This is a genomic window from Delftia sp. WSY_16 (genome assembly GCF_043104415.1).
Classification (GTDB): Bacteria; Pseudomonadota; Gammaproteobacteria; order Burkholderiales; family Burkholderiaceae_C; genus Comamonas; species Comamonas tsuruhatensis.
The window spans coordinates 101932-116940 of sequence record NZ_JBICKS010000008.1; the positions used below are offsets into that span (position 1 = coordinate 101932).

The following is a 15009-nucleotide window of genomic DNA, read 5'->3' on the forward strand; positions in this document are numbered from 1 at the left end:
GGCATGCGGGCACCGCAAGGCACCGATACCGGCCGGCGCGCCCTGCTGGCGGCGGGCGCCTGCGCGCTGGCCTGGCCCGCCCAGGCATGGCCGGCCCGGCCCGCCTGGCCGGGCGCCAGCGTGCGGATCGTGGTGGCCTACCCCGCAGGCGGTGTCAGCGACATGGTGGCCCGCGCCCTGGCCGAGCAACTGGCGCAGCAATGGGGCACGGCCGTGATCGTGGACAACCGCCCCGGCGCCAGCGGCACCGTGGCGCTGGAGCTGCTGGCGCGCAGCGCGCCCGACGGCCGCACCCTGGTCTTTGCCGCCGCCACCGCCGTGGGCCTGGCCGCAGCCTCCGTGACGCCCGTGGCCGGCGTGATGCGCACGCCCATGCTGCTGGTGGGCACGCCGGCGCTGAAGGCCGCAGATTTCGAGGGCATGCTGGCCGAGGCGCGCAGCATGCCCGGCGGTATACGCTGGGCCACCACGGGCGAGGGCACGACGGGCCACGCCGTGCTGCAGCGCATAGAGCAGGCCACGCGCATTCCCATCGTGCATGTGCCCTACAAGGGCGGGGGCCAGCAGCTCAACGATGCGCTGGCCGGGCATTTCGAGCTGCTATCCACCAATGTGGCGCCGCTGCAGCTGCAGGCGCTGCGCGCGGGCCGCCTCAAGGCCCTGGCCGTGGGCGCGCCGCAGCGGCTGGCAGCCCTGCCCGATGTGCCCACGCTGGCGCAGCTGGGCCATGCGCAGGCCAATCTGGATTCGCTGTTCGGCCTGTTCGCGCCGCCGCAGATGGCGCCAGCGCTGGCCCAGCGCATCAATGCCGCGGTGGCCCAGGCGCTGCGCGCGCCGGCCATCCGCAGCCGGCTGGAGGCGGCCAGCAACCAGCCGTTCGAGGGTTCGGCCGCAGAGTTCGCGCAGCAGGTGATGCGCGAGGCCGGGCGCTGACCGCCCTGCATCGCTCCCCCCGCACCACGCTCCCGCACCACGCTCCCGCACCACGCCCTGCACCACGCCGGACGGGCTCAGCGCGCGTACTTCTTGGCCCCGGCCACGCAGACCACGGCGGCCATGGTGACCAGAACCATGCCCCAGCTCACCTGTTCATGCAGCAGCAGGGCCGCCAGGCCCAGGCCCATGAAGGGCTGCAGCAGCTGGATCTGGCCCACGGCCGCAATGCCGCCCTGGGCCAGGCCCCGGTACCAGAACACAAAGCCGATGAGCATGCTGAACAGCGAGACATAGGCCAGGCCCAGCCATGCGGGCCGGCCCACATCGGCCAGCGATGCCGGCATGCTGAGCAGGGCGGCCGGCAGCATGACGGGCAGGGCCAGCACCAGCGACCAGCTGATGACCTGCCAGCCGCCCAGCGTGCGCGACAGGCGCGCGCCCTCGGCATAGCCCAGGCCGCAGACGATGATGGCAGCCAGCATCAGCAGGTCGCCGCGCAGCGAGCCCCCGGCCCCGCCCACGGCCGCATAGCCGGCCACGAAGGCCGCGCCCGCCAGCGAGAACAGCCAGAAGGCCGGGCGCGGGCGCTCGCCGCCGCGCAGCACGGCGAACACGGCCGTGGACAGGGGCAGCAGGCCCACGAAGACGATGGAATGCGCCGAGGTGACGTACTGCAGCGCCAGCGCGGTCAGCAGCGGAAAGCCCACCACGCCGCCCAGCGCGCTCAGCGCCAGCGAAGGCATGTCGGCACGCGCGGGCCGGGGCTGGCGCAGCGCCAGCAGCACGGCCAGGGCCAGCAATGCCGCGATGCTGGCGCGCGCACAGGTCAGGAAGGTGGGGTCCAGGTCGGCGACCGCCACGCGGGTGGCCGGCAGCGATCCCGCAAAGATCGCCACGCCGATGAATCCGTTGATCCACCCGCTGCTTGTCTTGTCCATCAAAAAGCTCCTTGGTTTGCAGCAGGCAGTGGGCCATTGCACGGCCGGATCTTCCATAGACAGTCCAATACAATTCAAAAGAACTGTTATGCACACAAAACCACTACAGAAGAAAGAGCAGCCATGCGCAGCGGCACACGCATCCAGGCGGTGATGGAGGACATCCAGTCGCGCATCGCCGCGCGCACCTGCCTGCCCGGCACGCGCCTGCCCTCGGTGCGCGCGCAGGCGCAGGCCATGCAGGTGTCGGTGTCCACGGTGGTGGAGGCCTATGAGCGGCTGGCGGCCGAGGGGGTGATCGTCTCGCGCCCGGGCTCGGGCTTTTATGTGGCGGGGCCGGTGGCACCGCTGGCGCTGGGCGGTATCGGGCCGCGCGTGGACAGGGAGGTCGACCCCCTGTGGCTGGCCCGCCAGTCGCTGCAGGCAGATGCCCACGCGCTCAAGCCGGGCTGCGGCTGGCTGCCGCCTTCATGGCTGTACGAGGAAGGCGTGCGCCGCGCGCTGCGCTCCCTGGCGCGCTCGGGCACGCTGGAGCTGACGGAGTACGCAACGCCGCTGGGCCACCCGGCACTGCGCCGCCTGCTGGCGCGGCGCATGGCCGCCATGGGGCTGGAGACCTCGCCCGAGCAGATCCTGCTGACGGAGTCTGGCACGCACTCCATCGACCTGGTCTGCCGTTTCCTGCTGGAGCCCGGCGATACGGTGCTGATCGACGACCCCTGCTATTTCAATTTCCATGCGCTCCTCAAGGCGCACCGCGTGCAGGCCGTGAGCGTGCCCTACACGCCGCAGGGGCCCGACGTGGCACGGTTCGCCGACGCGCTGCAGGCCCACTCGCCACGCCTGTACATCACCAACTCGGCCATCCACAACCCGACGGGCGCCACGCTGTCGCCACTGGTGGCGCACCGCATCCTGAAGCTGGCCGACAGCTCGGACCTGGTGATCGTGGAGGACGACATCTTCTGCGACCTGGAGACCCATGCGGCGCCCCGGCTGGCGGCCTTCGACGGCCTGTCGCGCGTGATCCAGATCGGCAGCTTCTCCAAGACGGTGTCGGCCTCGCTGCGCTGCGGCTTCATCGCGGCGCGGCCCGACTGGACGCAGGACCTGGCGGACCTGAAGATCGCCACCAACTTCGGCGGCGGGCGCATGGCCGCCGACATCGTGCTGCGCACGCTGACCGACAGCGGCTACCGCAGGCACATGGAGTCCGTGCGGCTGCGGCTGGCGCAGGAGATGGAACGCACGGCCGCGCGGCTGCAGGCCCTGGGCATGAAGCCCTGGCTGGTGCCGCAGGCCGGCATGTTCCTGTGGTGCCAGTTGCCCGGGGGCATGGATGCCACGGCGCTTGCGCGCACCTGCCTGGAAGATGGCGTGGTGCTGGCGCCCGGCAATGCCTTCAGCCAGTCGCAGAGCGCAGGCGATTTCCTGCGCTTCAATGTGGCGCAGTGCTCGGATGCGCGGATCTTCGAGGTGCTGGCGCGGGCGCTGAAGGGCTAGGCCGTTTCAGCCTGCAGCAGGCCGCGCACCCGTGCCTGCACGTGTTCCAGGGACGGCGGCAGGTCGAACAGCACGCGGTAGACGATGGGCGCGGCCAGCGCGTCGATCAGGGTGTCCGCAGCGGGCATCGCCTCGCCACGCCGCGCTGCGCGCTCGCCGATCTGCGCCAGTTGCCCGCGCAGGATTTCCACGCAGGCGCAGGGCGTGTGCTCGTTGCCCGCTGCGGCGGCCATGTCGCGCAGCATGGTGCGGCCCAGCGGCGAGGCCGATTCCTCCAGGAACTGCTCGGCCCAGGCCAGCAGATCGCCCTCCAGCGTGCCCGTGTCCAGCGGCGGCGCCGTGGGCCGGATGATTTCCACGGCCACATCGGCCAGCAGCTGCTGTATGTCGCCCCAGCGCCGGTAGAGGGTGGACGGCGTCACGCCCGCCTGGGCGGCGATGAGCGGAAAGCTCAGTTCCTCGCGCGGCATGGTTTCCAGCAGGCCCTTGACGGTCTGGTAGACCGTGGCCTGGATGCGCGCGCTGCGTCCGCCGGGACGGGCGGGACCGCCTGTTTTGGAAAGGGATGGGACTTGCGTGCTCATGGTTATTAAAGCTAAAAATTTGCGTTAGCAGCGCACAAGCGCAGAATTCGCTAACGCAAAAACTTTGCATTAATTGTGCAGCAGGGCTCTTAACCATGTCGGTACTGCAACCATCCAACTCCACTCCCGCTGCCCGGCCCGGCCGCAGCCTGGCCGTCCTGGCATTCGGCCTGGGCAGCTTCTTCGCGGCCTCCAGCGCGCCCACGCCGCTGTACCGGCTCTACCAGCAGGACTGGGGCTTTTCCTCGGGCATGCTGACCCTGGTCTTCGCGGTCTATGCGCTGAGCCTGCTGCTGGCCCTGCTCACCACGGGCGCGCTGTCGGACCACCTGGGCCGCAAGCCCGTGATCCTGGCGGCGCTGGTGCTGGAGATCGTCTCGCTGGCGGTGTTCGCCCGCGCGGGCGACGTTCAGGCCCTGGTGCTGGCGCGCGTGCTGCAGGGCTTTGCCACCGGCATGGCCAGTGCGGCCATGGGCGCGGCGCTGCTGGACCTGCACCGCGAGCGCGGCACGCTGGTGAGCACCATGGCGCCCATGGTCGGCATGGCGGCGGGCATTGTCGTGGCGGGCGAGTTCGCGCAGCTGTGGCGCCAGCAGCTGGGCCTGGTGTTCTGGCTCATGGCGCTGATCTTCGTGGCCGTGGCCGCCGCCATGGCCGTGCTGCCCGAGACGGGCGCGCGCCGCCCCGGCGCACTGGCCGCCATGCGCCCCCGCGTGCGCATTCCGGGCCAGGCCCGGGCCGACTTCATGCGCGTGCTGCCCATGAGCATCACGGTGTGGGCGCTGGGGGGCTTTTACCTGTCGCTGGGCCCGTCGATGATCCGCTCGGTCACGGGCTCGGAGATCGCCGCCAGCTTTGCCGTGTGCATCAACACGCTGAGCGCCGCCGCCGCCATCTGGACGCTGCGCAGCCGCGCGCCGCGCGCCATGCTGCAGTTCGGCGGCAGCGGCCTGCTGGCCGGGGTGGCCCTGCTGCTGGTCGGCGCCCATCTGCAAAGCCTGCCCCTGGTGCTGGGTGCCTCGGTGGTGGCGGGCGCGGGCTTCGGCGTGGGCTTCCAGGGCGCGCTGCGCAGCGTGATCCCGCTGGCCGAGCCGCACGAGCGCGGCGCCCTGATCTCGGCCATCTACATCGCCAGCTACCTGGCGTTCAGCATGCCGGCCATCGCGGCGGGCATGGCCGCCGCGCGCTTCGGCCTGTTGCCGGTCACCTATGCCTACGGCCTGATGCTGATGCTGTTCGCGGGCCTGGCGCTGGCGGGGACGCGCCAGCCCAGGCCGGTGGTGGCGTCCTGATGCGTTGGCTGTAAAAATAAAACCATAGCAATCCAGCCTTACCCCACCTGGTGATCAACGGGAAATAAGGGAGAAAATCTCAGCGGCAGCGCAAAAAAAGTCCAGCCGAACTTGCAGGATGGGCATGGCTTGTTCGGCATACGGGGAGTCACGCCACTTTTCCCAGCCACCATGCCACGCCCGCACTCCCGACAGCCCCAGCACGGCTGCCCCGCCGCCCCGGGGTGGCGTGCGTCCAGGGGCAGCGCCATGCTGCTGGCAATCGCGCTGCTGCTGGCCGCTGCGGCGCCGGCACCCTCCCGGGCGGCGTCGTCAGCCCAGGCGGCGCAGCGCAGCTTTTCCGTTGCGGCCGGACCTCTCGCGCATGTGATCGCCCAGTACGCCAACCAGGCCGGTGTGGCGCTCTCGTTCGATGCGGCCCAACTGGGTCGGCGGCAGTCTCCGGGCCTGCAGGGCCGCTATGCCGTGGACGATGGTTTTGCGAGGCTGCTGCAGGGCACGGCGCTGCAGGCCGTGCACGAGTCCGGCGGCGTCTATACGCTGCGGCCCCTGCCAGCGGCGGCCTCGGGCACGGGCGGCCAGATGCTGGGCACCGTCAACGTCCGGGCCACGGCGCCGGCCAGTGCAACGACCGAAACCTCGGACAGCTATGCCGCCAGCCTGGTCACGGGCTACAAGGGGCTTCAGTCGGTGCGCGACATCCCGCAGCCCGTGACCGTGCTCACGCGCCAGTGGCTGGACGAGCAGGCCCTGCCCGACCTGCATGCCGTGCTGCAGCACACGCCGGGCGTGACGGTGGAGTACATCGACAGCGAGCGCATCGCCTATTACTCGCGCGGCTACCAGATCGATTCGCTGCAGGTGGACGGGCTCAATGTGAACCAGGTGGCCTCGGCCTCCACCTTCATCCAGCCCGACATGGCCATGCTGGACCGCGTGGAGGTGCTGCGCGGCGCCACGGGCCTGCTGCGTGGCGCGGGCTCGCCCTCGGCCATGGTGAACATGGTGCGCAAGCGGCCCACGGCGCAATGGCAGGGCTCAGCCGCGCTGACGCTGGGTTCCTGGGACCGCCAGCGCATGGAGGCCGACCTGTCCGGCCCTCTGAACGCAGCCGGCACGCTGCGCGGCCGGCTGGTGGCGCTGGCGGACGACAAGGCATCGTTCCAGACCGCGCGCAAGGAAAAGCGCCTGGGCCTGTACGGCGTGCTGGAGGCGGACCTGGGGCCGCGCACCACGCTCACCGCCGGCCTGCAGCACACGGACCTGCAGGCCACGGGCTCCTGGGGCGGCCTGCCTGCCGCCGCCGACGGCAGCCAGCTCGGCCTGCCGCGCAGCACCTACCTGGGCACGCCCTGGAATACCTGGGACCGCCACAACCAGCAGGCCTTTGCCGAGCTGGAGCACCGGCTGGACAGCGGCTGGCAACTGAAGGCCCAGGCGGCGCACACGCGGTTTCGGTCGGACGGGTTCAAGCAGACCTCGTTTTCCAGGGCCAGCGACAGCAATCCCTACCTGTTCGACGTGAGCACCTCCATCTATGGCGGCGACGGCAGCACGCAGAACGCGCTGAGCCTGCTGGCCAGCGGCCCCTTCGAGGCCCTGGGCCGCAGGCACGAGCTGTCGCTGGGCGCCGACCTGCAGCGCATCCGCAGCACGGGCGCCACGGGCTACTGGGGCGTGAGCCCGCTGCGCAATGTGGACATCCGCGGCTGGAATCCATACACCAGCTACCCCGAGCCGTTCTACAGCGAGGGCAACGGCAACGCCTATTCATCGCCCGTGTCCCACATCCACCAGTACGGCGGATTCGCGCGGGCCCGGCTGTCGCTGACCGACTCGCTCACCGCCATTGCCGGCGCGCGCCTGAGCTGGTGGAGCTATCTCGAGCCCGGCAATGCCCAAAGCGGCTACAGCGTGCGCCGCGAGCTGACGCCCTATGCGGGCCTGGTGCATGCGCTGTCGGACACGCTCGACGCCTATGCCAGCTACAGCGAGATCTTCAGCCCCCAGGACAAGAAGGCCGCCGATGGCAGCATCCTGGCGCCCGCCCGGGGCGAGGACCTGGAGGCCGGGCTCAAGGGCAGTTTCATGGACGGCCGGCTGCAGGCCAGCGTGTCATTGTTCCGCATCCAGCGCGTGGGCAGCGCCATGCAGGACACGGCATCGGCCATGCCCTGCCTGCCGTACTACCCGACCAGCCACTGCTTCATGGCCGGCGGCAAGAGCCGCAGCCAGGGCTGGGAGCTGGAGCTGTCCGGCGAGCCCGCGCCAGGCTGGCAGGTGCTGGCCGGCTACACCTACACCCACGCCAGGTACCTGCGCGACGCCTCCGAGGCCAACGTGGGCCAGCCGCTGCGGCCCGTGGACCCGCGCCATGCGCTGCGCCTGTTTGCCAGCCACCGCTTCAAGGGGCCCTTGCAGGGATGGACCGCAGGTGCCGGCGTGCGGCTGCAAAGCGATGCCTACGCCAGCGTGGGCGATGTCACCACCCGCCAGGGTGGCTATGCGCTTTTTGACGCGCTGCTGGCCTACCGCCTGGACGACACCTACTCGCTGCAGCTGAACGTGAGCAACCTGCTGGACAAGCGCTACTACGCCAAGTTCTCGCCCAACAGCACCTACTTCAACAACTACTACGGCGATCCGCGCAACGTGACGGTGTCGCTGCGCGCGCGCTTCTAGGGCCACGGCCGGCCTGCCCTCCCCTCCCGGCTTTTCTTCCCGGCTTTTCTTCCCGGTTTTTCCAACCTTTGCACATGACTGCCATGACGCACCCCAGCACTCCTGCGGACTTCCGCTTCGCTTCCCATCCCCTCACGCGCCTGATCCGCCAATGCCTGGGCGCCGGCCTGGCCCTGGCCGCCGTGGGCGTGGCGGCCCAGACGGCCGAGGGCCCGGCCCTCAAGGAGGTGACGGTGAGCGACCAGGCCGAGGCCATCGGCGGACTGCAAAAGACCTATGCCGGCGGCCAGATCGCGCGCGGCGGCGACCTGGGCATCCTGGGCAAGACCGACCAGATGAACGTGCCCTTCAGCACGACCAACTACACCTCGGAGCTGATCGAGAACCAGCAGGCGCTGACCATCGCCGACGTGGTGATGAACGACGCCTCGGTGCGCACCCTGCAGGCGCGCGGCGGCTATGGCGATGACTTCCAGGTGCGGGGCTTTTCCCTGTCCATGCGCGATGTGTCGGTGAACGGCCTGTACGGCCTGTCGCCCTCCACGCGCCTGCCGCTGGAGGTGATCGAGCGCGTGGAAGTGCTCAAGGGCCCCGGCTCGCTGACCAATGGCGTGGGTCCCAGCGGCAGCATCGGCGGCAGCATCAACGTGGTGACCAAGCGCGCGGGCGACGTGCCGTTGAACCGCCTGACCGCCACCTACATGGGCAAGGCCCAGTTCGGCACCCACCTGGACGTGGGCCGCCGCTTTGGCGAAGACAACCAGTGGGGCGTGCGCGTGAACGGCGTGTGGCGCAACGGCGAAGGCAACATCGACGGCGGCCGCCAGCGCCTGGGCCTGGCCTCGGTGGGCCTGGACTACGAAGGCCAGGGCCTGCGCTGGTCGCTGGACGCGCTGACCACCAGCGGCAAGACCACGGAGTTCCGCCCGCAAAGCGCCTTCCTGGCCGGCATCACCCAGGTGCCCGCCGTGCCCGACAGCCGCACCAACTTCAACCCGGGCACGGAACTGCTGGACAAGGCCAAGACCGTGATCTCGCGCGTGGAATACGACATCAACGCCAACACCTCCGTCTACGGCGGCGTGGGCTACAGCGATGTGTCCAGCGACCAGAGCTTCCCCACGGCCGTGCAGCGCATCGACTCGCTGGGCAACTTCACCGTGCGCAACGGCTTCTACGACGAGTTCAACAAGACCACCTCGGCCGACGTGGGCCTGCGCACACGCTTCAAGACCGGCGCCATCGGCCACACCGTGGTGGCAGCGGCCAACTACATGGACCGCGAGAGCGGCTACTTCTACCAGCTGACCACCAAAGCCGTCCCCTCCAACATCTACAACCCGTCGCCCCTGCCTGCCATCGACTTCGTGCGCGGCGCGCCCACCAAGAACGCCGAGCTGACGCAGCACAGCCTGGCGCTGGCCGACACCATGGCGCTGTTCAGCGACCGCCTGCTGGTGACCGTGGGCCTGCGCGACCAGACCATAGACCAGAAGAACGCCAGCGGCACCACGCTGTACAAGGCCAGCGCCGTGACGCCGCTGGCCGGCGTGGTGTTCAAGCCGCAGAACCATGTCGCGGTCTACGCCAACTACACGGCGGGCCTGTCGGCAGGCGGCACGGCCGGGCCCAACACGGCCAATGCCGGCCAGGTGTTCGCGCCACAGAAGTCCAAGCAGTACGAAGTGGGCGTGAAGGTGGACTGGGGCCGCATGACCACGCAGGCCGCGCTCTACCAGATCCAGCGCCCGGGCTCCATGACCGACCCGGTGACCAATGTCTACAGCTTCGGCGGCGAGACGCGCAACCGCGGCCTGGAGCTGACCGCCTACGGCGAGATCCACAAGGGCCTGCGCCTGCTGGCCAGCGCGGCCTTCAACAACGCCAGGCTCTCGCGCACGGCAGGCGGCGTGAACCAGGGCAACGATGCCAACGGCGTGCCCGAGCGCACCTTCAACCTGGGCCTGGACTGGGATACGCCCTGGGTGGAGGGCCTGAGCCTGAACGGCCGCGTGATCCACACCTCGTCCATGTACTACGACGCGGCCAACATCCTGCGCATGCCCGGCTGGACACGCCTGGACCTGGGCGCACGCCTGCGCACCCATGTGGCCGGCAAGCCCGTGGTGCTGCGCGCCAGCCTGGAGAACGTCAGCAACAAGAGCTACTGGGTGACTGCCGCCGGCTACACCACCACGGGCGCGCCGCGCACGCTGATGCTGTCGGCACAAGTGGACTTCTAAGCCCCCGGCCACCGGCAACCGCCCCGCCCCTGGCATGGCGCCGGGGGCGCGGTGATGGCGGGGGCCCCAGGCCCCCTTCTGTCAGAGAAAAGAACACCCCATGCAAAGCCACACGATCAAGACCTGGGCCTGGTTGCACAAATGGAGCAGCCTGGTCTGCACCGTCTTCATGCTGCTGCTGTGCCTGACCGGCCTTCCGCTGATCTTCCACCACGAAATCGGCCACCTGCTGGGCACCGAGGTGGAGGCCCCGCCCATGCCCCAGGGCACGCCCCATGCCAGCCTGGACAAGGTGCTGGAGGTGGCCCGTGCCCAGCACCCGGACCGCGTGGTGCAGTTCGTCTCCAAGTCCGACGACACCGACGACCTCTGGTTCGTCACCATGACGCCCACGCCGGCGCCCACGGACGATTTCCGCTCCGTGGTCATCGATGCGCGCACGGCCGAACTGCTGGCCCAGCCGCGCTTCGACCAGGGCTTCATGTGGGTCATGTTCAAGCTGCACGTGGACCTGTTCGCGGGGCTGCCGGGCAAGCTGTTCCTGGGCTTCATGGGGCTGCTGCTGCTGATCGCCATCGTCAGCGGCGTGGTGCTGTACGCGCCCTTCATGCGCAAGCTCGATTTCGGCACCGTGCGCCGCACGCGCCAGCCGCGCCTGAAGTGGCTAGACCTGCACAACCTGCTGGGCATCGTCACCCTGGTGTGGCTGTTCGTGGTGGGCGCCACCGGCATGATCAATACCTGGGCCGACCTGCTGATCAAGTACTGGCAGCATGACCAGCTCAGCAGCGTGCTGGCGCCCTACCAGGGCCAGGACACGGTGCCGGTGGCGGAGCGCGCCTCGCTGCAGCAATCGCTGCAGGCCGCCCAGCAGCAGGTGCCGGGCACCAGGCTGTACTTCATCGCCTTCCCCGGCACCACGTTCTCCAGCCCGCACCACCACACATTCTTCCTGCGCGGCAACGAGCCCCTGACCTCGCGCCTGTTCCTGCCCGTGCTGGTGGACGCCAGGACCGCCCAGGTCACGGCCGCGCCCGCCCTGCCCTGGTATCTGACGGCGCTGCTGGTGTCCCAGCCGCTGCACTTCGGCGACTACGGCGGGCGGGCCATGCAGATCCTCTGGGCGCTGCTGGACATCGCCAGCATCATCGTGCTGGGCACCGGCCTGTACCTGTGGATCAACAAGGGCAAGAGCGTGCCGGCCCCGCAGCCCGCGCCGCGCGGCAAGGAGGTCTCGGCATGAGCGGCGCGCAACACCGGGGCTTTCTCGCTCTCTGGGGCTGGCCCATCGCGCTGGGCGTGCTGACGGCCATCGGCCTGGTCTCGGCCCTGTTCAGCGACGGCGGCCTTGGCGACATGCTGGCCGGCGTCTGCCTGGCCGTTCCCACGGCGGCAGGGATCTGGCATGGATGGCTGCGGCGCAGGCCGCCGGGCTGAAGCCGGGGCAGGCCGGCACGGCGCTCAGTCGCGCGGGTCGCGCTGGCCTGCGCTTTCCAGCAGCTGCTGCAAGGCTTCGCCCAGTGGCCGCCAGACATCGGTGACACCGGCCCAGTCGCCGGCCAGGCAGGCCTGCTCCAGGCTCCTGGTCAGTCCGCTGGCCCGCTCCTGTCCCAGCAGGCGCAACACGCTCTGCAGGCTGTGCGCCTGCCTGCGCAGGGCCATGGCGTTCTGCTCCGCGATAAGGACCTCCATCCGGGCGATATCGTCGGGCAAGTGCGCAAGGCAGATGTCACGGTAGCTGTGGAACAGGCCTGCGTCGCCACCAAAGAAATTGGCGATGGCGAGCGCGTCCGACGGCGCCTCCGGTTGCACATCCGGTTGCACATCCGGCTGCGCATCGGCGCCCTCGCCCGTCCCGGCCTCCTGCCTGCAAGGGGGAGGCGGCGCATGCTGCTGGAGCACCGACTCCACGCAGTCCACCAGTTGCGCCACCGACACCGGCTTGAGCAGCACGCGCCACACCTTCAACTGCTCCAGCTGCAGCGCAACATCGGCCCGCACGCCCGCACTGAAGACCACGGCGCAGCAGCCCGCCTGCGGCGAGCAGCGCAGCCACTCGATCAGCTCCACGCCGGAGGCGCCGGGCAGCATCAGATCGGTGATCAGCAGGGCAAAGGGCTGGGTTTGCAGCAGTTGCTGGGCCTGCTCCGCACTCGTGCAGGACACCAGCGTGAGGGGCAGGCCCTCCAGCGCCAGCGCAACGAACCGCGCAATCGAGGCATCGTCCTCGACCAGCAGGACCGCGGGAAGGGGCGCGTTCACGCCGCCGGCCCGCCCAGCAGCCCGCCCAGCGCTTCGGGCAGTTCCTGCACCAGCTGGGGCTTGTGGATCACGCGCACGCCGCCCAATGCGAAGGCATAGGCCTCGCGCTCTGACGCCTCCAGCGAGGTGACCACCAGCAGCTTGCAGCGCGCGAACTGCTCATGGGTGCGCAAGGTGGTGATCAGGGCGGCTCCATCGATGTCGGGCAGCAGGATGTCCACCAGCAGCACATCGGGCTGGATCTGGCCGTACAGCGCCATGCCCGTGATCCCGTCGTTCGCCACATGCAGCTGGACGTCGGGAAAGTGACGCTGCACCAGCATGCGCACCAGATTCTGGAAGTGCACGGAGTCCTCGATCAGCAGCACGCGCTGCCCGGTGCCCGAACCCGCCTGGGCAGGGGCCGGCGCCTGTGCCACCGCTGGTGCGCCGGGCACCCCGGGCGCTGCGCGCTCGCCCTGCCTGCTGCGCCAGCGCTCCACGGAAGCGCGCGTAATGCGGCGATGGCCTCCGGGCGTCTTCCAGGCCTCCAGCTCGCCGCGATCGACCATGAGCTGGACCGATCGCACGGCCATGCCCAGCAGCTTTGCCACCTCGGCAGTCGTGTAGTGCGGAATTTGGCCTGATGGGGTGCTGTTCTCGGACATGGCAGCAATTTTGCATCAAATACGATTGAAAAATTCAATATAAATTTGATGAATTTGATATTTATGATTTAGCCTCACGCAGCCCCCTTCAACTGCGTTGTGAAAGGTCCGCCATGAAGAAGATACTGATCGTCGAAGACCAGGCCGACATCCGCAAACTGCTGCGCATGACGCTGGAGTCCGGCGCCTACGAGGTCATGGAGGTGCCCACCGCCGACGAAGCCTGGGCCGTGGCCCAGCGCAACAAGCCCGATATCGTGCTGCTGGACATGATGATGCCCGGCACGCTGGACGGCCTGGAGGTGTGCTGTCGCATCAAGACCTCCTACGATCTGCGGCATACCCTGGTGGTGCTGCTCACCGCCCGGGACAGCGCAGAGGACCGCGAGGCGGGCTTCAATGCGGGCGCCGACGAATACCTGGTCAAGCCCTTCAGCCCGACCCGGCTGCTGCAGATCCTGGCCAGCCTTGAAAGGAGCGACTGATGATGATGCGCGCACGGGAGACCGGCCGCGTGGACCTGTCCATGGCAGACGGCCCGTCCAGCCGCAGGCTGGCGGGCGGCTGGCACTGGACGCAGGCGTTCGCGCCGGCCCGGCCCGTTCCTGTGCCGCACGACGGGTTGACCGCCATCGTCGCGCCCCGGAATTTCTGATGGAGCATCTTCATCATGTCTGATCGAGCTACCGCGCATCATTTCCTGGGTGCCGGACGCAGCGCCCACATCAAGGCACTGGTGCTGACCTTTGCCCTGTGCGTGCTTGCCGGGCTGGTGCTCTTCGTCTGGAGCCAGCTGCACGCCGAGGCCGACCAGAGCAAGTCCCAGGCCGCATTGCTGGCGCGCGTGCTGGAGGACCAGACGGCCAAGACCTTCGAGAACACCGAAATGGCCCTGTCCAGCCTGGCGCACCACCCCGCCATCCTGGCCGCCGGCAGCACGCGCAGCACGCGCGAGGCCGCCATGGCCCAGCTGATCGCCCAGCTGCCCTACCTGCGCAGCATGGCCCTGCTCGACGACAAGGGACTGATCCTGGCCAGCACCCAGGCGGGCGAGGCCGGCCAGCAGATTGACATGCAGGAGCTGCTGCACGACAAGAGCGCCGTCGTCGTGCCCGGCAAGCCCCTGCTGGGCCGGCTGGTGCCCGGCCGTGGCCTGTCGGCCCTGGCGCCCCGCGCGCACCCGTCGCCGCGCGGCGTGTCGTTTCTGCCGCAGCTGCTGGGCTTTCACCAGGACAACGGCATGCCCGCCGTGCTGGTGGCCCTGATCAACCCCGACGCCGTGGCCAACTTCTACCAGGCCACGCTGGAGATCCTCAGCTACGAGGCCGTGCTGCTGACCTACGACGGCCGGCCGCTGGCCAGCACCAATGCGGGCACGGGCGTGCAGGCGACCGCCGTGCTGCAGACACCGCTGTTCCGGCAGTGGCTGCCGCACAGCGAATTCGGCTCCTACATCGGCGCGGGCATGCTCGGCTCCCATGAGATCGTGTCGTTTCGCACCGTGCGCAACTGGCCCCTGCTGCTGGTGGTGGAGGAGCCCTACGCAGCCCTGGTGGCGCGCTGGAGGGATGACGCCTTCGCCTTCTTCGTGGCCGGCGTGGCCCTGCTGGCCCTGGTGCTGGGCCTGAGCTGGTCGGTGCTCAAGACGCGCAGGGAGCAGAAGACGGCACAGCAGGCCATGGAGCAGGCCCAGGCACGCCTGGCGCGAAGCGAGCATGAGATGGCCGTGCTCATGCGCAGCGTGCAGGAGCTGATCTTTCGCACCGACAGCGAGGGTCTGCTGACCTTCGTGAACGCACGCTGGGAACAGCTGACCGGCCAGCCCAGCTCCGAGGCCGTAGGGCAGCCGCTGGAGAACATCGTGGACGGCCCGTACCGCGCGCAGATCCAGGCCCTGCTCGATCCCCTGGCCCGGCTGGCGC

At 69.4% G+C, this 15009-nt stretch carries 14 protein-coding genes; 10 read left to right on the forward strand and 4 right to left on the reverse strand.

Annotation, left to right across the window (positions count from 1 at the left end; translation table 11 throughout):
- The first annotated feature begins 3 nt into the window (after nucleotides 1-3).
- Nucleotides 4-933 (forward strand): tripartite tricarboxylate transporter substrate binding protein, encoded by a 930-nt coding sequence (locus ACF8O7_RS06300; RefSeq protein ID WP_392442774.1) that lies wholly within the window; start codon nucleotides 4-6, stop codon nucleotides 931-933.
- 77 nt (nucleotides 934-1010) lie between these two features.
- Here ACF8O7_RS06300 and ACF8O7_RS06305 read toward each other — a convergent pair whose 3' ends face one another.
- Nucleotides 1011-1874: a DMT family transporter gene (locus tag ACF8O7_RS06305; protein WP_392442777.1), complete on the reverse strand. Its 864-nt coding sequence runs from the start codon at nucleotides 1872-1874 to the stop codon at nucleotides 1011-1013.
- A 123-nt stretch (nucleotides 1875-1997) separates the two neighbouring features.
- Here ACF8O7_RS06305 and ACF8O7_RS06310 point away from each other — a divergent pair, with 123 nt between their 5' ends.
- A complete protein-coding gene (locus tag ACF8O7_RS06310) occupies nucleotides 1998-3377 on the forward strand; it encodes a PLP-dependent aminotransferase family protein (protein ID WP_392442779.1) in 1380 nt (459 codons plus the stop codon).
- Here ACF8O7_RS06310 and ACF8O7_RS06315 read toward each other — a convergent pair.
- Nucleotides 3374-3961, reverse strand: coding sequence for a TetR/AcrR family transcriptional regulator (locus ACF8O7_RS06315; RefSeq protein WP_012203814.1), 588 nt, complete (start codon nucleotides 3959-3961; stop codon nucleotides 3374-3376). The genes ACF8O7_RS06310 and ACF8O7_RS06315 overlap by 4 nt on opposite strands.
- Nucleotides 3962-4056: 95 nt before the next feature.
- On the opposite strand from ACF8O7_RS06315, the gene ACF8O7_RS06320 reads away from it, so the two are divergent.
- The 5 genes from ACF8O7_RS06320 to ACF8O7_RS06340 all read left to right on the forward strand — a co-directional run bounded on the left by ACF8O7_RS06320 (nucleotide 4057) and on the right by ACF8O7_RS06340 (nucleotide 11615).
- Nucleotides 4057-5253: an MFS transporter gene (locus ACF8O7_RS06320; RefSeq protein ID WP_392442781.1), complete on the forward strand. Its 1197-nt coding sequence runs from the start codon at nucleotides 4057-4059 to the stop codon at nucleotides 5251-5253.
- 171 nt (nucleotides 5254-5424) lie between these two features.
- Nucleotides 5425-7935, forward strand: coding sequence for a TonB-dependent receptor (locus ACF8O7_RS06325; protein WP_126313104.1), 2511 nt, complete (start codon nucleotides 5425-5427; stop codon nucleotides 7933-7935).
- A 74-nt stretch (nucleotides 7936-8009) separates the two neighbouring features.
- A complete protein-coding gene (locus tag ACF8O7_RS06330) occupies nucleotides 8010-10178 on the forward strand; it encodes a TonB-dependent receptor (RefSeq protein ID WP_392442784.1) in 2169 nt (722 codons plus the stop codon).
- 100 nt (nucleotides 10179-10278) lie between these two features.
- A complete protein-coding gene (locus ACF8O7_RS06335) occupies nucleotides 10279-11421 on the forward strand; it encodes a PepSY-associated TM helix domain-containing protein (protein ID WP_392407340.1) in 1143 nt (380 codons plus the stop codon).
- Nucleotides 11418-11615 (forward strand): hypothetical protein, encoded by a 198-nt coding sequence (locus ACF8O7_RS06340; protein ID WP_074923645.1) that lies wholly within the window; start codon nucleotides 11418-11420, stop codon nucleotides 11613-11615. Before ACF8O7_RS06335 ends, ACF8O7_RS06340 begins: the two co-directional genes overlap by 4 nt.
- 24 nt (nucleotides 11616-11639) lie before the next feature.
- On the opposite strand, the gene ACF8O7_RS06345 is transcribed toward ACF8O7_RS06340, so the two are convergent.
- The gene (locus ACF8O7_RS06345; RefSeq protein ID WP_392442786.1) at nucleotides 11640-12440 is read right to left on the reverse strand and encodes a response regulator; all 801 of its coding nucleotides are present in this window, start codon (nucleotides 12438-12440) and stop codon (nucleotides 11640-11642) included.
- Nucleotides 12437-13087 (reverse strand): response regulator, encoded by a 651-nt coding sequence (locus ACF8O7_RS06350; protein WP_016450119.1) that lies wholly within the window; start codon nucleotides 13085-13087, stop codon nucleotides 12437-12439. The genes ACF8O7_RS06345 and ACF8O7_RS06350 overlap by 4 nt, the downstream gene beginning before the upstream one ends.
- Before the next feature lie 113 nt (nucleotides 13088-13200).
- Between ACF8O7_RS06350 and ACF8O7_RS06355 the strand changes: the two genes are divergently transcribed.
- From ACF8O7_RS06355 to ACF8O7_RS06365, 3 genes are all read left to right on the forward strand, one after another.
- Entirely contained in the window at nucleotides 13201-13572 is a 372-nt protein-coding gene (locus tag ACF8O7_RS06355) for a response regulator transcription factor (protein ID WP_017407052.1), read from the forward strand.
- Nucleotides 13572-13742: a hypothetical protein gene (locus ACF8O7_RS06360; RefSeq protein WP_016454269.1), complete on the forward strand. Its 171-nt coding sequence runs from the start codon at nucleotides 13572-13574 to the stop codon at nucleotides 13740-13742. The genes ACF8O7_RS06355 and ACF8O7_RS06360 overlap by 1 nt, the downstream gene beginning before the upstream one ends.
- 15 nt (nucleotides 13743-13757) lie before the next feature.
- Nucleotides 13758-15009 (forward strand): PAS domain S-box protein (locus ACF8O7_RS06365; protein WP_392442788.1); only part of this gene is annotated, 1252 nt, incomplete at its 3' end.